This window comes from Thermotalea metallivorans, assembly GCF_001562415.1.
Taxonomy (GTDB): domain Bacteria; phylum Bacillota; class Clostridia; order Peptostreptococcales; family Thermotaleaceae; genus Thermotalea; species Thermotalea metallivorans.
The window spans coordinates 195,193-216,447 of the sequence record NZ_LOEE01000028.1; the positions used below are offsets into that span (position 1 = coordinate 195,193).

At 33.1% G+C, this 21,255-nt stretch carries 21 protein-coding genes; 14 read left to right on the forward strand and 7 right to left on the reverse strand.

Annotated features, from left to right (window positions below; translation table 11 throughout):
- Nucleotides 1-2: 2 nt before the first annotated feature.
- From rfbC to AN619_RS06175, 7 genes are all read left to right on the forward strand, one after another.
- Nucleotides 3-563 (forward strand): dTDP-4-dehydrorhamnose 3,5-epimerase, encoded by a 561-nt coding sequence (gene rfbC, locus AN619_RS06145; protein WP_068555806.1) that lies wholly within the window; start codon nucleotides 3-5, stop codon nucleotides 561-563.
- Between the two features lie 11 nt (nucleotides 564-574).
- Nucleotides 575-1,585, forward strand: a complete 1,011-nt coding sequence (rfbB, locus tag AN619_RS06150; protein ID WP_083525000.1) for a dTDP-glucose 4,6-dehydratase — start codon at nucleotides 575-577, stop codon at nucleotides 1,583-1,585.
- Between the two features lie 15 nt (nucleotides 1,586-1,600).
- A complete protein-coding gene (locus tag AN619_RS06155; protein ID WP_068555807.1) occupies nucleotides 1,601-2,407 on the forward strand; it encodes an ABC transporter permease in 807 nt (268 codons plus the stop codon).
- A 14-nt stretch (nucleotides 2,408-2,421) separates the two neighbouring features.
- A complete protein-coding gene (locus AN619_RS06160) occupies nucleotides 2,422-4,755 on the forward strand; it encodes a glycosyltransferase (RefSeq protein ID WP_068555809.1) in 2,334 nt (777 codons plus the stop codon).
- A gap of 78 nt (nucleotides 4,756-4,833) precedes the next feature.
- The gene (locus tag AN619_RS06165) at nucleotides 4,834-6,075 is read left to right on the forward strand and encodes an ABC transporter ATP-binding protein (protein ID WP_068555813.1); all 1,242 of its coding nucleotides are present in this window, start codon (nucleotides 4,834-4,836) and stop codon (nucleotides 6,073-6,075) included.
- Nucleotides 6,068-7,123, forward strand: a complete 1,056-nt coding sequence (locus AN619_RS06170) for a class I SAM-dependent methyltransferase (protein ID WP_198153250.1) — start codon at nucleotides 6,068-6,070, stop codon at nucleotides 7,121-7,123. The genes AN619_RS06165 and AN619_RS06170 overlap by 8 nt, the downstream gene beginning before the upstream one ends.
- The gene (locus AN619_RS06175; protein ID WP_068555817.1) at nucleotides 7,116-8,414 is read left to right on the forward strand and encodes a hypothetical protein; all 1,299 of its coding nucleotides are present in this window, start codon (nucleotides 7,116-7,118) and stop codon (nucleotides 8,412-8,414) included. Before AN619_RS06170 ends, AN619_RS06175 begins: the two co-directional genes overlap by 8 nt.
- 254 nt (nucleotides 8,415-8,668) lie before the next feature.
- Here the strand turns inward: AN619_RS06175 and AN619_RS16555 are convergent, their stop codons facing one another.
- Together AN619_RS16555 and AN619_RS16560 are read right to left on the reverse strand one after the other, a co-directional pair.
- Entirely contained in the window at nucleotides 8,669-9,442 is a 774-nt protein-coding gene (locus AN619_RS16555; RefSeq protein WP_330382041.1) for a hypothetical protein, read from the reverse strand.
- 21 nt (nucleotides 9,443-9,463) lie between these two features.
- Nucleotides 9,464-10,006 carry a hypothetical protein gene (locus AN619_RS16560; RefSeq protein WP_330382042.1) on the reverse strand — a complete coding sequence of 181 codons (543 nt, stop codon included), beginning with the start codon at nucleotides 10,004-10,006 and terminating at the stop codon, nucleotides 9,464-9,466.
- 364 nt (nucleotides 10,007-10,370) lie between these two features.
- Between AN619_RS16560 and AN619_RS06185 the strand changes: the two genes are divergently transcribed.
- The 5 genes from AN619_RS06185 (at nucleotide 10,371) to galU (ending at nucleotide 15,691) form a co-directional block, all read left to right on the forward strand.
- Nucleotides 10,371-11,351, forward strand: a complete 981-nt coding sequence (locus AN619_RS06185; RefSeq protein WP_068555818.1) for a glycosyltransferase family 2 protein — start codon at nucleotides 10,371-10,373, stop codon at nucleotides 11,349-11,351.
- 134 nt (nucleotides 11,352-11,485) lie between these two features.
- Nucleotides 11,486-12,364: a glycosyltransferase family 2 protein gene (locus AN619_RS06190; protein ID WP_068555823.1), complete on the forward strand. Its 879-nt coding sequence runs from the start codon at nucleotides 11,486-11,488 to the stop codon at nucleotides 12,362-12,364.
- Entirely contained in the window at nucleotides 12,361-13,764 is a 1,404-nt protein-coding gene (locus AN619_RS06195) for an undecaprenyl-phosphate glucose phosphotransferase (RefSeq protein ID WP_068555824.1), read from the forward strand. Before AN619_RS06190 ends, AN619_RS06195 begins: the two co-directional genes overlap by 4 nt.
- A gap of 13 nt (nucleotides 13,765-13,777) precedes the next feature.
- A complete protein-coding gene (galE, locus tag AN619_RS06200; protein ID WP_068555826.1) occupies nucleotides 13,778-14,761 on the forward strand; it encodes a UDP-glucose 4-epimerase GalE in 984 nt (327 codons plus the stop codon).
- Nucleotides 14,762-14,776: 15 nt separating this feature from the next.
- On the forward strand, nucleotides 14,777-15,691 hold the full coding sequence (galU, locus tag AN619_RS06205; RefSeq protein ID WP_068555828.1) for a UTP--glucose-1-phosphate uridylyltransferase GalU: 915 nt from the start codon (nucleotides 14,777-14,779) through the stop codon (nucleotides 15,689-15,691).
- 47 nt (nucleotides 15,692-15,738) lie between these two features.
- Here the strand turns inward: galU and AN619_RS06210 are convergent, their stop codons facing one another.
- From AN619_RS06210 to AN619_RS06230, 5 genes are all read right to left on the reverse strand, one after another.
- Entirely contained in the window at nucleotides 15,739-17,190 is a 1,452-nt protein-coding gene (locus AN619_RS06210) for a HAMP domain-containing sensor histidine kinase (protein ID WP_068555830.1), read from the reverse strand.
- Nucleotides 17,175-17,858 carry a response regulator transcription factor gene (locus tag AN619_RS06215; RefSeq protein WP_068555832.1) on the reverse strand — a complete coding sequence of 228 codons (684 nt, stop codon included), beginning with the start codon at nucleotides 17,856-17,858 and terminating at the stop codon, nucleotides 17,175-17,177. The genes AN619_RS06210 and AN619_RS06215 overlap by 16 nt, the downstream gene beginning before the upstream one ends.
- A gap of 66 nt (nucleotides 17,859-17,924) precedes the next feature.
- The gene (locus AN619_RS06220; protein WP_068555833.1) at nucleotides 17,925-18,698 is read right to left on the reverse strand and encodes an ABC transporter permease; all 774 of its coding nucleotides are present in this window, start codon (nucleotides 18,696-18,698) and stop codon (nucleotides 17,925-17,927) included.
- A 17-nt stretch (nucleotides 18,699-18,715) separates the two neighbouring features.
- Nucleotides 18,716-19,540, reverse strand: a complete 825-nt coding sequence (locus AN619_RS06225) for an ABC-2 transporter permease (protein ID WP_068555835.1) — start codon at nucleotides 19,538-19,540, stop codon at nucleotides 18,716-18,718.
- A gap of 117 nt (nucleotides 19,541-19,657) precedes the next feature.
- Nucleotides 19,658-20,401 (reverse strand): ABC transporter ATP-binding protein, encoded by a 744-nt coding sequence (locus AN619_RS06230; RefSeq protein ID WP_068555838.1) that lies wholly within the window; start codon nucleotides 20,399-20,401, stop codon nucleotides 19,658-19,660.
- A 350-nt stretch (nucleotides 20,402-20,751) separates the two neighbouring features.
- Between AN619_RS06230 and AN619_RS06235 the strand changes: the two genes are divergently transcribed.
- On the forward strand, nucleotides 20,752-20,952 hold the full coding sequence (locus tag AN619_RS06235) for a gallidermin/nisin family lantibiotic (protein ID WP_068555840.1): 201 nt from the start codon (nucleotides 20,752-20,754) through the stop codon (nucleotides 20,950-20,952).
- 49 nt (nucleotides 20,953-21,001) lie between these two features.
- Entirely contained in the window at nucleotides 21,002-21,193 is a 192-nt protein-coding gene (locus tag AN619_RS15575; RefSeq protein ID WP_083525003.1) for a gallidermin/nisin family lantibiotic, read from the forward strand.
- The last annotated feature ends 62 nt before the right edge of the window (nucleotides 21,194-21,255 follow it).

Here is a 21,255-nt window from a genome sequence, read left to right on the forward strand (position 1 = left end):
ATATGGGAAAGTTTAACTTTATTAAGACTAATATAGAGGGGTTATATATTATAGAGCCTACCGTCTTTGGTGATAACAGGGGATACTTCATGGAAACATACAATGCGAAAGACTTTCAAGAAGAAGGGCTGAATATGGTTTTTGTGCAGGACAACCAATCCAAATCAAAGAAAGGTGTACTAAGGGGACTTCACTTTCAATATAAATATCCCCAAGGAAAATTAGTAAGAGTAACTAAAGGGGAAGTATTTGATGTAGCAGTCGATTTGAGAAAAAACTCTAAAACTTTCGGAAAATGGTACGGTGTGATTTTATCAGAAGAAAACAAAAGGCAATTCTATATACCTGAAGGATTTGCTCATGGGTTTTTAGTACTGTCAGAAGAAGCTGAATTTACATATAAGTGTACGGATTATTATCATCCGGAAGATGAAGGTGGAATTATTTGGAATGATCCTGATATAGGTATAGAATGGCCGTTGGAGGGTATAGAAAATGTATTATTATCAGAAAAGGACAGGAACTGGAGGAAATTAGAAGATACACCAATAGACTTTAAATAAGAGGTGATAATGTGAAAAAACTACTAGTAACAGGTGGGGCGGGTTTTATTGGAAGCAATTTCATAAAATATATGTTGAACAAATACAAAGATTATAAAATTATTAACCTTGATTTATTGACCTATGCGGGTAATTTGGAAAATCTACAAAGTGTGGAGTGTCATCCAAACTATCAGTTTATAAGAGGGAGTATTGCAGATAAAGAATTGGTGGATAAAATTGTTTCTGACGGTATTCATTACATTATTAATTTTGCAGCAGAATCCCATGTAGATAGAAGTATAGAGAATCCAGGAATATTTGTAGAAACAAATATCATGGGAACACAAGTTTTATTAGATGCTGCGAAAAAATATGGAATTGAAAAGTATATACAGATTTCTACCGATGAAGTATATGGTACGCTAGGATCAACAGGATACTTTACAGAGGAAACACCATTGGCACCAAACAGTCCATATTCAGCAAGTAAAGCAAGCGCAGATTTACTAGCGAGAGCATATCATGAAACTTTTAAATTGCCAGTAAATATAACAAGATGTTCAAATAATTATGGACCATACCAATTTCCTGAAAAATTAATACCGCTTATGATAGCTAATGCTTTAGAGGATAAGGAATTACCCGTATATGGGGATGGATTGCAGATCAGGGATTGGCTTCATGTGGAGGATCATTGCGGCGCAATTGATTTAGTGCTTCATCAAGGAGAATCTGGCCAAGTGTACAATATAGGTGGAAATAATGAAAAAGCCAATATTGAGATTGTAAAAACTATACTAGAAAAACTAGGAAAACCTGAAACTTTGATCAAGTATGTAAAAGACAGACCTGGGCACGATAGGAGATATGCGATTGATTCCTCTAAAATACAAAAAGAATTAGGATGGAAACCCCAATATACTTTTGAAGCAGGCATTGAAAAGACAATTGGATGGTATTTAGACCATAAAGTATGGTGGGAAAAAATTCGAAGTGGGGAATATAAAGTATATTATGAAAAAATGTATGGCAATAGATAAAAGGTGCGTGATAAATTGTATTCATTTGTTAACTTTTTAAGGAAAATAATACAAAATAGGTATATTATAAAAAATATGGTCAAAAGAGATTTAAAGGCAAAATATGCAGGATCAATATTGGGTTTTGTATGGTCTATTATCCAACCTTTAACTATGCTTTTAATCTACTATTTTGTGTTTTCTGCTGTATTAAAAGTTAGATTAGGTGTAGATGATTCAAACCCAAATTTTTTAATATGGTTGATGTGCGGATTGTTTCCTTGGATATTTTTATCAGAAATTATTGGTAGATCATCAAGTGTGTTACTTGAAAATGCAAGTTTAATTACAAAACTAAATTTTTCATCGGAGGTGTTACCACTTGTATTAGTAATTTCAAGTTTTGTAAATCACATGATTGCCATGAGCCTGCTGTTTTTTATTGGCATTAGTTTTAAATTTATAATTTTAAATATACGCATGATATTGTTTTTATTATATACATTTTATGCAGGAATAATTGGGTTAAGCCTAGGATGGATAGTATCATCTTTAAATGTATTTATTAGAGACATCGCTCAAGTAGTAAGTGTGATATTAAATATATGGTTTTATGCAACACCGATAGTTTATCCTGGATATCAAATTCCTGAAAAAGTGTTGACATTTATGCGTTTAAATCCTTTGTATTTTATTGTCGAAGGATATAGAGGTGCAATATTAGGCTATCAATCTATAGATTATTATGGTATTAAATTTCTGACGTTAACAAGTATTATTTTATTTATATTAGGTGGTATGATTTTTAAATATTTAAAAAGAGATTTTGCAAATGTTCTTTGATGGGGGTAAAAAATGTGAACAGGCAGAAATGTGATATAATTATTCCCGTGTATAATGCTTATGAAGATTTAAAGGAATGTGTAGAATCAGTTTTTAAAAATACAGATGAAGAAGATTATTATCTTATTCTAATAGATGATAAAAGTACTGATGCTAGGATAGGAACATATTTTAAAATGCTAGAAAGTCAGAAGATTAAGAATCTCATTTTACTACGAAATGATCAAAACATGGGTTTTGTAAAAACAGTTAATAAAGGCATGAGTCTTTCAAAAAATGATGTTTTACTTTTAAATAGCGATACAGTAGTAACAAAGAATTGGCTGAAAAAGATAAGAGAGTATGCATATAAAGATGAGTCCGTTGCTACTGTTACACCATTAACAAATAACGGAACAATATGTTCTGTACCAAATTTTTGCGAGGATAACAATGTACCTGAACATTTTTCGTTAGAAGAATTTGCTGAAAGAATAGAAAAAATTAGTTTGGGGAAATGTGTCGAAATACCAACAGCTGTAGGCTTTTGTATGTATATTAAAAGAGAAGCTCTTGATAAAGTAGGACTATTTGATGAAGTTAATTTTGGAAAAGGATATGGAGAAGAAAACGATTTTTGTTGTAGGCTTATTGAGCACGGATTTATTAATGTTATTTGTGATAATACTTTTATCTACCATAAAGGAAGTTTATCATTTAAAGAAGAAAAAAGAAAATTAATTGAGAAAAACTCGAAAATATTATTAGAAAAACATCCTTACTATGATATTGAAGTACATAAGTTTATACAAAAAAATCCATTGAAAGATATACAAGAAAATATAAAATTGAACATTAAATTAAAAAATAAAAAAAATAACATATTATTTCTGATCCATAATGGTGTTGACCGACCTATTAATCATCCAAGAGGAGGTACTGAATTTCATACTTATGACATTATAAAAAACTTAAATGAATTCAATAGTTTTATTATTATACCTAGTCATACTAGTAACAAATTATATGTTGAAGCTTTTATTGGTAAGGAAAAAATTATGTTTGAGTTTAATTTTGAAGGAGTAATTAGACAATCTACATTTCATTCCAAAGAATATAAAGAGTTTCTTCAGACAATTATTACCTATTTCCAAATTGATTTAGTACATGTTCAACATTTAAAAGGACATACATTTGACATTGTAGATATTTGTGAAGAGCTCAATATACCTTGCCTTATTACCTTGCATGATTTCTATATGATTTGTCCCACGATTGAAATGTTAGATACAAATAAACAGTATTGTAAAACTACTAGTGGGCTAGAAATGTGCAGATTATGCATAAAAGAGAAATTTGGTTATGATGAGAATTTTTTAGATATATGGCAAAGAAAAGTAAAAGAAAAAATAATAAAATTTCACAAAATAATTACTCCTTCACAATCGACAAAAGAAATTTTTCAGCAACATTACAAAGACCTTAATTTGAATATTGATGTTATTGAACATGGGGTTTCTCAAAAAATAATTAAAAAACAGCCGGATGCTATGAAGCAAGATAATGAATTCAAGGTAGCATTTATCGGGGGATTGGCACCTTACAAAGGGAGCGATAAAATACATGATATAATACAAATGAATAAAGATTCAGCTATAAAATGGTTTTTAATAGGAAACCTTGGAGATCAAAAATTGAGTTTGCTAGAAAGAGAAGATCTGGTGAAATACGGAAGATACGAAAGGGAAGAAATTGTAAGTATACTGCGAAATTTAGAGATTGACTTAGTGTGTATTCTTTCATGTGTGCCTGAAACTTATGCTTATACATTATCTGAATCGCTTATTGCAGGAATACCTGTATTGGTAACAGATGTAGGAGCATTAGGAGAAAGAGTAAAAAAATATGGAACAGGTTGGATGGTACCACCAAATGCAAATCCATTGAATTTACTTGAAAAAATTCAATATATTAAGGAAAATAGAGAAGAATATGTTGCAATGAAAAGAAAAATAAAGGATATCCATATACCTACAATATTAGAAATGTGCAGGAAATATGAAAATATCTATCAGGCAGTGATACGAAAAGAAAAACAGCATGATATGTTAGATAGTAGCAAAGCAAGATTTATATTCGAGGCATATAAAAGGGCAAATATCTCCATAAGTGGACAAGATGAAAATATTAATTTAGAGCTTTATGATAGAGTAGTTTCATTAGAAAGAGAAATTCAAGCAATGAAAGATACGCTCGGGTGGAAAATATTAGAAGTTATTCGACGAAGAGCTCCTTATCTAATAAAACTAGGGAAGAAAGTTTTATATTTTTTATTAAAAAAAGGTTATACGAGAAAAGGATACAAATAATTTAATCTTTGTTGTGCTAGTGCAATGCGTTAGTTTATTAAAAATAAATTTAAATGCAATTAAATGGGGTATTTAAATATGGAATACGTAATTCAAGTAAATGATGTATCAAAAATGTTTAAAATTTATGAAAAACCAATAGATAGATTGAAAGAATTGCTTTGGTTTAATAAAAAACAATACCATCATAATTTTTGGGCACTAAAAGGTGTTTCTTTTGGCATACAACGAGGAAAAACTGTTGGAATTATAGGGAGAAATGGATCAGGAAAAAGTACTTTATTGCAAATAATTTGTGGAATATTACCGCCTACTTCAGGAGAAATAATCGTTAATGGTAAAATTTCATCTATTCTGGAATTAGGTACAGCATTTAATCCAGAATTTACAGGTAGACAAAATGTCATTTTATATTGTTCATTAATGGGATTGAACAATACCCAAATAGAAAAAAAAATGATAGAAATTGAGAAATTTGCTGAGATAGGAGAATTTATTGATCAACCAGTAAAGACATACTCAAGTGGTATGTATGTAAGATTAGCGTTTGCTGCGGCCATCAATGTTGAGCCTGATATTTTTATTGTAGATGAAGCCTTAGCTGTGGGAGATATTGCATTTCAAAGAAAATGCTATAGAAAGTTTGAAGAATTTAAAAAACAGGGTACTACGATTATTCTAGTTACTCATGATATGGGTGCTATTAAACAATATACCGACTATGCCATTTTAATGAATAATGGAAGAGTTCATGCAATAGGGGATCCAAATACAATAGTAAACCAATACACAAATTTAATGGCTGCAGAAAATAATGAGATTTCTGTAAAAAATAGAGACACGGAAACCACATCGGAATATAGATATGGCTCAGGAGAAGGTGAAATATTTGAATATGGTTTTTATAATAAAGAAAATAAAAAGGTTGATATAATACATTCGGCGGAAAAATGTTTTATAAAATATAAAGTAAAGTTTGATAAAGACATTAAACAGCCTATTTATGCAGCAACAATTAAAACTAAGAGCGGTTTGGAGGTATATGGAAATAACACCTATTATTTACAAAAGCCTTTTGAGTCTGTAAAAAAGGGAGATGTTAAGGAAGTTACTTTTACAATAAATTGCCTTAATTTAGGAGTTGGGGATTACTTTATATCATTAGGGGTTGTAGAACTAAGAGGCAGTACAATAATACCAATTGATAGAAGATATGATTTAATAAAATTTAAAATACTCCCTATTGATAAAAGTTTTGGTTTGACAAATTTAGGAATGACTATAGATGTTAAACAAGTTAGAGGTGAAGATATTGATTAGATATAAATGTTTGTGCTGTGGAGGAGCGTTAGAAAAAAAAGAACATTATATGTCTTGCACAAAATGCAAGCACAAATATTGTATTAAGGATGGAATTAAGATATTTGATACGAATACCAATTATTATGGGGACTTATGTGAAAGAGATATGAAGAATTTATTAAAAGAGATGGATTATACTGACTGGAAAGAACTTGTATATAAATATTTTGCTAACTCTTATCCGTTTTTATATTATATAATAACAGATAATAATAGAGCAGATTGGCATTATCTTGTACCTCTAGAAAAAGAATCTATTGTTTTGGATGTAGGAACGGGTTGGGGGACACTTGCTTTTCCTATATCATACAGGGCAAAAGTAGTAGCTTTAGATGGTACTTTTGATAGGTTAAGCTTTGTAAAAAAAAGAACAATTCAAGAGAACAACAAAAATATTTTTGAATTTGTTAATGCAAATATTTTAGAGCTTCCTTTTTCTGATTGCCAATTTGATCTTGTGATATTAAATGGTGTCTTAGAGTGGGTTGGAGCTTCAGTTAATCATGGAAACCCATATGATTTACAATTAAAAGCACTGCAAAATGTATATTCTATACTCAAAGAAGGAGGGTATATATATATAGGAATAGAAAATAGATATGGATTTAAATATCTACTAGGAGCTGAAGATGATCATACAATGTTACCAGAAATTTGTTATTTGGAAAGAGATAAAGCAAATGCGTATTCTAAACAAATATTAGGAAGAGAATATAGAACTTATACTTACGATAAAATAGAATACTCATGTATGCTAAAACAAATTGGATTCGAGGAAATCAAATTTTATTACCCTTATCCCGATTATAAAACCATTCAAGTTATAATGGATTTAGATGGGAAAGTAGTCCGTTACTGGAATGAGAATATTTTGAAAAAAGACTGTTTACGCAACTTAAGTGGAAGAATTCAAGTTTTAGAAAATATTGCTGCTAAAGTTTCAAATATTGAAAATTACATATCCTCTTATGGAATTCTTGCTAGGAAAGGTGAAATAAGTGATTAATAGTATAAAAAAATATATTCAAAAGAATATTATTCAAAATAGAGATGAAGAATTAAAATTTATACAAATTTCCAGTTCGCCAGGAAAAGATTTATCTAGAAGTAGGATAATTGCTATTTTTTTCAAAGAAAATGATGAAAGACCGTTTTTGGTATGTAAATTTGCAAAATTAAAAAATTACGAGTATTCTATTATTAATGAGTATAATAATACAAAACAGTTATATGACTGTTTACCGGATATTTTTGCTAAACCTTTAGGGCTAATTGAAATTGACGATAGGATAGTATTTATACAAGAATTTATTGATGGAAAAACGATTTCAAATTTGATATATGAAGCGAAAAATTCTCCTTCGTATACCCAGCACTTACTAGAAAGCATATTTATCGAAAGTCTTAACGATATGAACTACCTATTATGCAATCTTAATATACCTAGCAAAAAATCGGATTCTGAAACAATTCAGCAAGAAATTGAGCATATTAAGGAAGAATTTTGTAAAAATTTCAAATTAAATTATTATGAATACCAAAAACTTAATAAAAGCATAGAAGAATTATTAAAATTATTTACTAATATTCCTATAACAAAAAGAATTACACACTTTGATTTTACTCCTTTTAATATAATAAAAAAAACAAATGGACAGGTTGTTCTAATAGATTTGGAAACATGTAAAGAATCTACGCTTACAATTATTGAACCACTTAGGTTTTTCTATTACCTTTACAAAGATATGTTTGATCTTGGCTTACAAAAATATACTGAAAATTTAATATACAGTTACTATCTCTTCTTATGCGACTTAGATAATAAAGTTGTAAAAGAATTCAATAAAATATTGAAGGAAAAATATTATATCGAAATTAATAGAGCTACAAGAAAACTATTATGCTTAATTTATTTTATGATAGAAGCGAATATGCAATACGATGTACAAATATATATTTCAAAAGAATTTATTAATACATGGAAAAGATATATAAATTACTTTACAGATGCCTATAGCGAAGGTGAGATTTTTGAATATGAGAATTCTCTTTTAACAGAGCTAAAACATTTTATTGCGATCAAGGACATTCAACTTGATGAGTGTCAAAAGGCAGTAGAAATGTTAAATGAAAAATTAGCTATTGAAACAGAAAAATATATGGAATTAATAAATGAAAAAGAAAAAATAATAAATGAACTTGAAACTATAATTCAAGCCCAAAATAATCATATAAGAGATATAAAATTGACGAAAGTTTGGAGAATAGCTGAAATTATAAGAAAAATAATTAGATAAGCTAGTACAGGGCATATATTATTGGAGGTGTTTAGTGTAAAATATCACTTTATAAGAAATCGTGAATTAGGATGGATAAAAATAACAAAATCAGATACCTGAATCCTAGGTATTAATTTTATCACCATCAACACCCTAGGGGTATCTGATATGATTAGTATATCCAAAGATTCATTGATTCAAACGATAAGGCAATATTTATTGAAATATCGTCACCTTTTTAAGAAGCCTGGACAGTCAAAAGTTTGATAACACTAAGAAACCTGTAAATCCTCATAGAATTCAGGTTCTAACTGCTTTTGCATAATTATTTTTGTTATTAAAATTTCCTGATTTTTAGCCATAATGGAAAAAATATTTCTCCGTAAATAGTGGGCTATTGTTGCTTCTGATACAATTTCCTTAGATGGAGTCCGCAGGTAGCGAAGCTTAGTCGTATCTATACAGCCGCAATACTTTAATGATACGAATTGAAGGATCCCCATGGCGATACAGCAACACATCACATAACCCTCTATTGCCTTTACTGTTTGGACAATTCGTTCCTTAGCTTTTTCATCTTCAATCAGCTCAACAGGATGTTTTTCATTCTTTTTTCGGTAGCGTTTCAGCTTAGGCATAGACTTACTCCAAAACCGGTAGGCAAATCCGCCTATTACTTGTTTCAGCTCACGAAAGGTACATTCAATTTTAAAGCGATAGCTATAAAGGCGAATGATGGCTGTAGGCTCTAAAGTCGTATCAGTGCTTACCAGAATAGAATGGCTTCCTTTATATTCTACAAGGACAAACCGCAGCTCTTGGTATAGCTTTTGCCCCCAAAGAAGATTGATGCAGTAGTAACGAATGGTTTCTTCTTTTCCATAGATCATGATGGTTGTTTCTATAAAAGAATCCTTCTTTGTTTCAAAGAGGTTTTTGAGTTTTACGGCTTCATCTTTTTTGGGTGGGCGGCCTCTTCCGGGTTTCTTAGGAGGTGCTTTTTTATAAGCAACACAGGACTGTTTCGCTTTCGTTACAATCTGCATATCGCTATCATTTGCAGTATTTCATTCATTAAGTTTGGCAAGGGCAGTGATAGATAGAAAATATCTATCAAGAAGAAGTATGGATTTCCCAATAACCTTTGTAATTTTAAAAGCGTTCTCTACCGTTTGACCCACGTGGCTATTCTGTATTTCTGGACAATCCTTCCAGCTAAAAATAGTGGAAACACCATCTTGTAAGTTAATAAAAAGGGGAAGACAAAACCATTGATTGATATCGCCAACCAGTACCCCAACTACACCAAACATATGACCAAAAATATATTCAGCCTTGGAAGAATTCTCAGATTCTTGATGGAGTTTCTTTACTCCGGGCATATAGTGAGCTTCTTTTGCTTGCTTTACACCATCCCCGATGAGGACAGCAGCATCCCCTTCATAGTAAACAGGGGCATATTCTTTTACTACGTGAAACCACTGATTTGCAAGAGATTCTAAAGACCAGGAGTTAGCACGAAAAAAGTGCAGCATTGTCTCGTAAAATCTAGGAGAAATAGCTAAATCACGCATAACGGAAGTAATGCCCAGGGTATCTGAGCGAAGCATAAAACCAACAACAATAATGACAAATCACTGGTAGGCGGCATATCTGGAAAAACAAGGTCTGAAGTTCTCTAAAATTTTATCAATAAATTTTATCATTTTTGTAGTCAATCACCGAAAGAGTATGATAAACTACAGAGAGCAGCTCTTTTGGTGATTTTTTTCCTCCTTATAGTCTCCAAGAACTTAAGGATATCATAAAATCGCTTAAAAGAGTTACTTTATTTTTGAAAACTTTTGACTGTCCAGATAGATAAAAAATAAAGAAAAATGATATGCATAAGGCATTATTAGATTTTATGGATCTTGAACAGGTATTTGTCAATAATGAAAAAAACTATATTATTCTATATCAGAGGTTGTTAACATGAAAGTATCAATTATTATTCCAAATTATAACGGGGGAAAATACTTAAAAGTTTGCCTAGACGCTTTGCGTAGGCAAACTTTTAAAGACTTTGAGACAATCATTGTTGATAATGCTTCAACAGATAGCAGTTATAAAATAATAAGTGACTATTATTATCCTAATTTTCAATTAATTAAGTTGGATAAAAACTATGGTTTTAGCAAAGCTGTAAATGAAGGAATTAAAATTGCAAAAGGAGAATATGTTGTGTTGTTAAATAATGATACAGAAGTAAAAGAAGACTGGCTGTATCATTTGATTCAATGTATAAAAGAAGATGATCGTATATTTTCTTGCTCCAGCAAAATGATTCAATATTATGATAGAATAAAAATTGACGACGCAGGGGATGCATATACAATTCTAGGATGGGCTTATAAGAGAGGCGATGGGCAGAGTATAGAAAAATACGACAAAAATGAAGAAGTATTTAGTAGTTGTGCTGGTGCAGCCATATATAGGAGAAAAATATTTAATCAAATAGGCGATTTTGATGAGCAGTTTTTTGCCTACATGGAAGATGTGGATATAGGTTATCGCGCAAGGATCTATGGATATCGTAATGTGTATTGTCCTGATGCAATAGTATATCATATTGGTAGTGGTACAAGTAAGGGCAAATATAATGAGTTTAAAATAGAACTAGCTGCAAGAAATAATGTTTATGTGCCATATAAAAATATGCCTTTGGTTCAGCTATTATTTAATCTTCCTTTTCTATGCATAGGGTTTTTAATAAAGTATATGTTTTTTGTAAAAAAAGGATATGGAAGAGTATATTTGAACGGTTTATGTGAAGGTTTAAAAAGCTTAAAAAAGATTCGACGCGTAAAATACGAAAGGAAGCATTTCTGGAATTATATAAAAATTGAAGGCATGCTTTTTATGAATACACTCAGGTATGTAAGAAGTAAGCTTTGGGGTTTTGTAAGATGGTAATCATAATTTTGTAACGTATGTGGTAAGTTAATATCTCAATAACATATTTTTCTGCTATGAGGTCATTATATGATATAATAAAAAGAGGTAAAATCTGTGAAGAATGAAAAAAAGAATAAAAAGGATGTTATTTAATGGATTTATCAATTATAATTGTTAATTATAACACCAAAGAGCTAACACTACAGACATTAAGGTCTATATATGCTGGAAATAATAAATTTTTATATGAAGTGATTTTGGTCGATAATGCTTCAAAGGATGATAGCGTCGAGGTATTCAAAAAAGAATTTCCTCAAGTCAAACTCATTGAAAATAATCAAAACCTTGGATTTTCCAAAGCAAATAATATTGGAATAAAAATGGCTGGTGGAAGATATATATTGCTACTAAATTCTGACACATTGGTTATAGAAGACACTTTGGAAATCATGATAAAGTTTATGGATACACATTTGGATGTAGGAGCTGCAGGATGTAAAGTGGAATTGCCTGATGGGAGTCTGGATAAAGCATGTAAAAGAAGTTTTCCTACACCGCAAAACGCTTTATATCATGCATTAAAACTAGATCACATATTTCCTCACCATAAAAAATTTGGTGAATACAATCTTACTTTTTTAGATGAAAATCAAACTCATGAGGTGGACTGTCTTGTAGGGGCTTTTATGCTGATAAGACGTGAAGTGATTGAGCAAGTGGGCCTTCTAGATGAGGATTTTTTTATGTACGGAGAGGATATTGACTGGTGCTATCGAATTAAGCAAGTCGGATGGAAAATTGTATATTATCCAAAGACAAAGATTATCCATTATAAAGGCGGCAGCAGCAAAAAAAAGAATCCTAAATTGATTTACGAGTTTTATCGGGCCATGTATCTTTTTTACCACAAGCACTACAGATATAAATATCCATGGTCTGTAAAATGCATTACATACACGGGTATAGGCGTTATGCTGGCTATAAAATTGTTATTCAATTGGTTCAAAGGTTTTAGGAGGCATGAAAAATGATCAAAAGCCACCAAAAGCTTTTAAATAGCATTTTGATCCTTATAGATAGTATAATCATTTCTCTAGCACTAATTTTAGCTTGGCTGGTTAGATTTGAAACAGAAATATTTGCTCCCAGCCAATGGCATTTGGATTTTAAAACTTATATGGTCCCTCTTGTTTTTATTATTCCTCTTTATCTTTTGATTTATAATGCTTTAGGACTATATGCGCCCCATAGAATGAAAAAAATAGACAGCGAAATATTGACCTTGATAAAAGCGAACATCATTGGATTGTTAATACTGATTAGTATGTTGTTTATTGTAAAACAAATCCATTACTCAAGATATGTATTACTATTGTTTGTAATATTCAGCGTCTTATTAAGCATTTCTGAAAGGGTGTTGTTGCGAAAAGCGCTGAGAGAACTTCGAAAGCATGGATTTAATCAAAAACATGTACTAGTCATTGGTGCCGGGGATTTAGGGTGCAGCTTTGCCTATAAAATTCAACAAAACAAGCATTTGGGGTACAATATAGTAGGTTTTCTGGATGACGAGATGAAGGTGGGATACAAAATAGGTAATGGGTATGTACTGGGAAATATAGATTATTTACCCACGGTAATTTTTAATTATGATTTGGATGAAGTAATAATTGCCATACCTTTAAAACAATATGATCGTTTAAATAACATCATCAAAACCTGTGAAAAATACGGCGTGAAAGCTCAGATTATTCCTGACTATTATAAGTATCTACCTGCGAAGCCCTATGTGGACCAATTAGATGATATACCCATTATCAATATTCGCCATGTGCCTTTAGATGATGCTTTCAATAAGTTAATAAAAAGAACAATGGACATTGTACTTTCTATTACAGGAATCATCCTTACATCCCCCATATTGTTACTGACTGCGACAGTGATCAAACTGACATCGCCGGGACCTGTGCTGTTTAAACAAACTCGTGTAGGACTTCATAGAAGAGCATTTGAAATGTATAAATTTAGAAGTATGAAGGTGCAAAAGGACGAGGAAGAAAAGACCCAGTGGACGACAAAAAATGATCCAAGAAAGACGAAATTTGGCAATTTTATTCGTAGGACAAGCATTGATGAGCTTCCTCAACTTTTCAATGTTTTAAAAGGGGATATGAGTTTAATTGGTCCAAGGCCTGAAAGACCGTACTTTGTAGAAAAATTTAGGGAAGAAATCCCCAAATACATGATTAAACACCATGTGCGTCCCGGAATAACTGGTTGGGCACAAGTGAACGGTTGGCGGGGAGATACGTCGATTAAAAGAAGAATTGAGCATGATATTTACTATATAGAAAACTGGAGTTTGTGGTTGGATATAAAGATTATCTTTTTAACAATATTCAAGGGATTTATCAATAAAAATGCCTATTAAAAGGAGGAGAACAATGACTGTACTGGTGACAGGCGGGGCAGGATATATCGGCAGCCATACAGTAAGGGCACTGGTAGACAAAGGGAGAAGTGTTGTTGTTCTGGACAACTTGCAAAAAGGGCATAAACAAGCGGTAAAGGGTGCTGATTTAGTTATAGGAGATATTTCCAATGAAGAGCTGGTAACAGAAATTATAAAAAAGTATGACGTAACCAGCGTTATACATTTTGCAGCGGACAGCCTTGTTGAGGAATCTATGATGGAGCCAAGAAAATATTATCATAATAATGTGATAAAAACGATCAAATTACTGGATGCAATTCTAAAAAACAGTATAAACAAAATTGTGTTTTCATCAACAGCTGCTGTGTATGGGTCACCTAAAGAAGTACCTATTCAAGAAAACATAGAGCTAAAGCCAACGAATGTCTATGGCAGAACGAAACGGATGATAGAGAATGTATTAGAAGATTACGATATGGCATATGGATTAAAATATATAGCCCTTCGTTATTTTAATGCTGCCGGTGCCTGTGTAACCGGGGAGATAGGAGAAGACCATTCACCGGAAAGTCATTTGATTCCTATTATTCTACAAGTAGCTTTAGGAAAAAGAGACAAACTAATCATATATGGGAATGATTATCATACAAAGGACGGGACATGCATAAGAGATTATGTCCATGTAAGTGATCTAGCAGAAGCCCATATCTTGGCTTTGGAAGCCCTGGAAGGCGGAAAAGATTCTACAATATATAATGTTGGAAATGGAAAGGGCTTCAGCGTTAAGGAGATTGTTTTAGAGATAGAAAAGTTTATTGGGAAAGAAATACCTAAGGAGATATCCTTGCGTAGACCGGGAGATCCCGATATATTGATTGCCAGCATTGAAAAAATAAAGAAAGAATTAGGATGGCATCCCAAATATACATTATATGATATAATAGAAACAGCATGGCGGTGGCATAACAGTCATCCGCAAGGGTTTGAAGAATAAGGGGGAAACCGAACCATGAAAGTGCGCAAGGCTATTATCCCAGCAGCAGGGCTGGGAACAAGATTTTTACCAGCTACAAAAGCACAACCTAAGGAAATGCTTCCCATCGTAGATAAGCCTACGATCCAATATATCATCGAGGAAGCTATAGCATCGGGAATAGAGGATATTTTGATTATTACAGGCCGAAACAAGAGGGCTATTGAAGATCATTTTGACAGATCAATAGAACTGGAATTGGAGTTGGAGCAAAAAAATAAGAAGGAGCTATTAGCACAAGTTCAAAGTATATCGAATATGGTGAATATACATTATGTCAGACAGAAAGAGCCAAAAGGACTTGGACATGCTATCAATTGTGCTAAAAGCTTTATCAGCAAAGAACCCTTTGCGGTATTGTTAGGGGATGATATTGTAGATGCTTCAACACCCTGTCTGAAACAGCTTATGGATATCTATAACGAGTATAAGACAACGGTTTTAGGAGTGCAGACAGTCCGAAAAGAAGATGTGAGCAGATACGGTATTGTGAGTGGGAAGCATATCGAAGACGGGGTGTATAAGGTAAAGAATTTAGTGGAAAAGCCGGCAGTAGATCAAGCACCTTCCAATATTGCTATCTTAGGTAGATATATTATCACACCTGAAATCTTCGATATACTGGAAAATTTAAAGCCAGGAACTGGTGGAGAGATACAGCTTACGGATGCCTTAAAAGCCCTGTCAAAACAGCAGGCCATGTATGCCTATCATTTTGAGGGAAAAAGATATGATGTGGGAGACAAACTGGGTTTTCTGCAGGCTACCGTTGAATTTGCTTTGAAGAGGGAAGAAATTAGAGATGCATTTAAAGAATATCTGATGGATTTAGTAAACAACGGATTATTGCGTGATGCGTATAAAGAAGTAGCCATAAGTGCAGGGGAATAAAGGACAAAGCATTGAGAGTATTCAATTTTTTTGAGGCTGTCATCCTCCTAGGACAGGTTTTCCGGATGGGAAGGAATGATAAATTCTATACATGCACCGCCACGGTCACTGTTTCGGGCAGTAATACTCCCTTTATGCTTTTCAATAATAATCTTGCACAGATATAAACCAATGCCTGCATGACCCTTTTCCTGAGATCTGGAAAGATCTCCTTGATAAAATTTCTTAAAAAGGTTGGCAAGATCCCTTTTAGAAAATCCGGGTCCTGAATCTGTTATTTCAAAATGGGCTTTGTGATCATCAATTGTGGCATGAATGGCGATACAGCCATTTTCCGGGGTGAATCTGATACTGTTTGAGAGGATATTGTCCATGACCTGTGATAATCTCACCGGATCGATAAAAAACGGGTGATTGTATTTTCTGACATCATTTATTTTTACCGACAAAGATATTTTTTTCCTGAATGCAAGGGTTTGAAAATCCTTTGCTTTCGTTTCAATAAAATGAATGATATTTTCAAGGCGGAAGCGAAGGGTAAAGTCCGGGTTTTCCATTTTTGACAGTTCATTGATGTTTTCAATTAAACCAATCATATAATCCGTGTTCTTTTCGATGGAGGATAAATATCTTTTGATCATATCTATATCAGGATTGCTTTTGTTTATCAGCACTTCCGCATGACCCTTGATGATGGTCAGGGGTGTACGCAGATCATGGGACAGGGCTCTGATCATATCCCGCCTTTCTTCTTCTTGGCGCCATTCCCTGATGAGGGAATCATGCAATTCTTTTCTCATTTTTTCAAAAGCTCTGCAAAGCAATCCGATTTCATTATCAGCATCGAAGGCAATGGTAAAATCCAGGTCATGATTTCGGATTTTTTCTGCTGCATGTATTAATTCTTTCATAGGTATATTGATATGCTTGCTGAATAATTTGGCAAATATAATGATGAAAAGGACAAGATAAAACAGAGGGGAAAAGAAGGTAAATAATTCAAGGAAAAGGGCTAGAAAGTTGTATCTGGGATCAGGAAAACTTACCCTTAAATAATATTGAATTAAAACATACCCTTGTATATGATTATCCACATAAACAGGAATGTATTTTGTGACTTTTCCGGTGAGCCGGGTTATGGTTTTTTCTTCTGATGGGAACTGCCGTTGCTCGTCCAGGGGTTTGCCGGTGTTGCTGTATAGGATATCGCCGTTGAAATTTCTCACTTCATATTTGATATTGGTGGAGTGTACCAATGCATCAAAAACCTTTTGGTTTTCTTGATCAAAAATGAGAGATCCTTTTTCGTAAACGAAATCTCTTAGCTTCTGTACTTTAGGAACGTGGTAATCACTTCTTAATAAAATGTTTGTGTTGATCAGATAAAAAAACAAAATGTAAGTAATCAATGTAAAAACAAAACTAAGTATCATTACAGTAAAAGAAAATAATATAAATTGTTTGCGAATAGACAAATGATGTACTAAATTTTTTCCCATCTATATCCGACTCCCCATACAGTTGCTATATGGTTTTTCACCACACCGGCAGCAGTCAATTTTTGTCTGATTTTTTTGATGTGTTCAGCGATGCCGGAAGCATCTCCTACCGCATCATAACCCCAAATTTTTTCGTAGATTTGCTCTTTAGAAAATACTTGACCACAATGCATTGACAGCAATTCAATAATATGAAATTCTTTTTTTGTAAAAAGAACAGGTTGGTTTTTGCAATAAACGGTTTTTTCTGTGAGATCAATGATGAGGTCATCAAAAATAAGCCTTGATTTTCCTTGAGATGCTTTTCTTTTTTCCCTTCTTAAATGAGCTTTGATTCTGGCTTTTAATTCAATTATACTGAAGGGTTTGGTAACAAAGTCATCCCCGCCTGCCGCAAATCCTTGTATTTTATCTTGTTCTGTTTCTTTGGCTGTTAAAAAAATAATGGGACAGTGGACCATATTTCGAATTTCCCTGCATACCTCCAGACCATCTTTATGGGGCATCATAATGTCTAAAAGAATAAGGTCCGGTTGAGATTTTGCCTTTTGAATTGCCTCTTCACCATTGGAAGCCTCCATGACAACATAATTTTCCTCCAGCAGAGAATCTTTTAAAAATGATAATATATCTTTTTCATCATCGGCAATTAATATTTTTTCACCCATGGCATAGATTACCTCCCCTCTTTTATTATACAATAGAACCAGACAAAGTAAAATTATGAGAAAAAATCAATAGAAAAAATCTCTTTTTTGCCATAAAATCAGGCTGAGTATAAAACCTGAAATCATGACAGCAAAAAGAATGATGAAGGATGTGGGGGAAACCCTTCCTGATAAAACATAAAAGATATATTCCGTACTTTTTATAAAAAAATAAAAGGTATCCTTTGAAAGATATAGAGCACCAATGACAACTCCCAGTATTGCTGCAATAGAAACGACGGCATTGGGGATGAGGGAACAGACTGCACTGCCGATAGAAAGCAACGATATGCATAAGATCCATTCCCAAAAATAAAATCGAATGCTATATAGAAATGCAGCAAAGGGCGTGTAAATTTTATCAATATGATAGAAAACAGTGCCGGAGACAGAAGGCAAAAGCAAATAACCCAGCAAGGTATTGGACACAAATATGGCAAGAAGAAAAATAGAGACTGTCAAGGCAAGGGCAATCCACTTCCCAAGAAAGAATTCAAATTTATGATAAGGCCGCAGCATTACCAGTCTCAGACTTCCTGTGGCATATTCCGCATTCAGACAGTCCACAAATAGAATAGGCAAAACAACCAATGACAGCAGCAAGTGGATTTCACGGAGGGCAAAAACTGAAAAATTAAGGGAATTCAATGTTGCAGTGGCTTCCTGGGTATAAAAGCCTATCCCCATCGTCTTTAAGAATAATGATATACATAAGGTTGATAAAACAACCAAGACAAAAAGAAATTTTGTTTTTGAACGACTCCATATGCGCTCTAATTCGCTAACGACCAAAGCCATCATAAGAAACTCATACCTCCTTAAAAATAATAATCTTGTTTTTTGAAAATAATAAATGATAATCCGCTAAAGAATGTAATATAGGCTGACAATATCGTAAAAATCCAAGATCTTAGCATTTTTGTTTCTGAAAGTATCAGTGCAATGCCTTGATATTGAATATAAGGAATAGATAAAAAAGTCAGTTTTCCATAGAGTGGCGAGCTGATGTCCACAAAAAGCTGAAGGAGTGCGGGATAAATGATGAAAAGGAGCAGAAAGCCAAGGCCTTTTCCAGCGGCACCGGTGGCAGTTTTACTGATGACAGCGAAAAACACGATGACAGACCCAAAGGCCATTAAAGTGAAAAAAGAAATTCCATAGTATTGCAGGCTGTAAAAAAGGGCCCTCAGGGGAGAAAAGGGTTGATTGTGATAGAAAAATGCTGCATGGCTGGTCTTAGGCAGCAGGATATACCCAAATAGGAAACTTCCGATAAAATAAATTATCATAAATAACAGCATGGTCAGGAATAGAACAATCATTTTTGCCATGATGATTTGAAGGGGGGAAACAGCCCTCAATATGACAAATCTTAGTTGCCCTGTTGTATATTCTTCCGTAATGCATAAAATCGTCAGCAAAATTGCTGCGATGTTGAAGGCACTGATGAGCTGTTCTTGCAATGCAGCCACGGGGAAATTTAAAAAAACAACATATTCCGGACTTTCCGCCGCAACATGGGCATTATTTTTTAGATAGAAAACCAAGGTCGCCAATAGAATCACGGGAATCAAAGAAAGACAAATCCATGGAGTTTTGCGTTGCCATAATTTTTCCCATTCTGAGAAGATTATTTGATGCATTTTGTTTATCCACTCCTTTAAAGCACCTTGTGGCAGCAGGATATTTTCATAGATTTATCATGAAATCCATAAAGAATATTTCTCCAATTCATAATTTGTGCAGATAGACAGCGGATATCAATGATAATTCTGAATCAACTGGATAAAGGCTTCCTCCAAGTCATTGCCGGTGTTGGTTGTTGAAAGCAGTGTTTCTTTGTCTCCTTGCCAGATCATTTTTCCCTGATGAATAATCATAAATTTATTGCACAAGTATCTGAGCTCATCAAGCAAGTGGCTGGATATAAAGAAAGTAATATTCTTTTCATTTTGCAGTTTTACAATTAAATCCCGTAATTCTTTTTTTCCAATAGGGTCAAGACCATTAAAGGGTTCATCTAAAATAATTAGATCAGGATTGTTTAACAATGCTTGGGCAATGCCAAGTCTTTGCTTCATTCCCAGAGAATATGTTTTCACCTTGTCATCTCCCCGATTTGAAAGTCCTACAATTTCTAACACTTCTTCTACTTTCTCCAGTTGTTCTTTTCCGGACATGGAAGGATTTAGCCTTGCCAAATTTTGCAGATTTTTTCGACCGGACATAAAGGGGAAAAAAACAGGAGATTCTACAATCGCACCCATTTTTAAAAGTGCTTTTTTTCTGTTTTTTTCTATATTTATTCCTTGAATCAGGATTTCTCCCTCCGTAGGTGCAATAAGACCTGTCATGAGCCGAAGGAAAGTCGTTTTGCCGGCTCCGTTGATGCCTAACAAGCCGTAGATATCCTTTGGATATATTTTTAGCGTAATATGATCAATGATTAAACAATTTCCAATGTATTTTGTTACATTTCTAGCGAAAATAACAGAATCATGCATAGAAATCCTCCAATCCTTATTCATTGCGAAAATATAATAAAAAAATAATGATATGATTATTAAATATTTTTAAAAAAAGTATTGACAATAAACAAAAAATTTAAAATAATAGACATATAAGGAAAAGTACATGCTACATACTTTGAACGATACCCTTCATGTTCTATTGTAAATAATAATTTTAAAATTTTTATAAAGTTTTATAAAAAAATTCATAAAAAAGTTTGCTGAATTATATAGAATTTCTTTTTATCCTGCAGGAAAATAGAAAATTCTGTATCTTCAGCCCATCAATAATTTATATTGTCAAAAATTGATGGGCATAAAAAATTGAGAAAGGGGGGGAGTATATGCCAAAATATGATGATTTTGATTTGGATATCCAAGTAAAAGAAGTAAGTAATGCTGCAGAACCAAATATTACCAGTGTCTCTTTGTGCACTCCGGGTACCTGCTATCAAGGATGTTCAGGAGACACTACCTTTAACAGCAATTGCTGTCCGTCAAACTATACTGTTTGCATCACAAAGACTTGCTTTACATGCGCATAATCAGTTGCTGTTAAGGTTTTTATAAATTGTAAAAAGGGGGGACTTTTGTATGCCAAAATATGATGATTTTGACTTGGATATTCAGGTAAAAAAGGTAGACAACCTTGTAGAACCGAATATCACCAGCGTATCCCTGTGTACTCCTGGTACTTGCTGGAATACATGCGGCGGTACATCAACACTGAACACAAATTGCTGCATTGCCACATATTTATGCTCATTGGCTGAATCTTGCAGATAATACTTAGAGAAAACCGAGGAGAAGGGAACATGCAATATGTTCCCTTCTAAATCTAAAAAAAG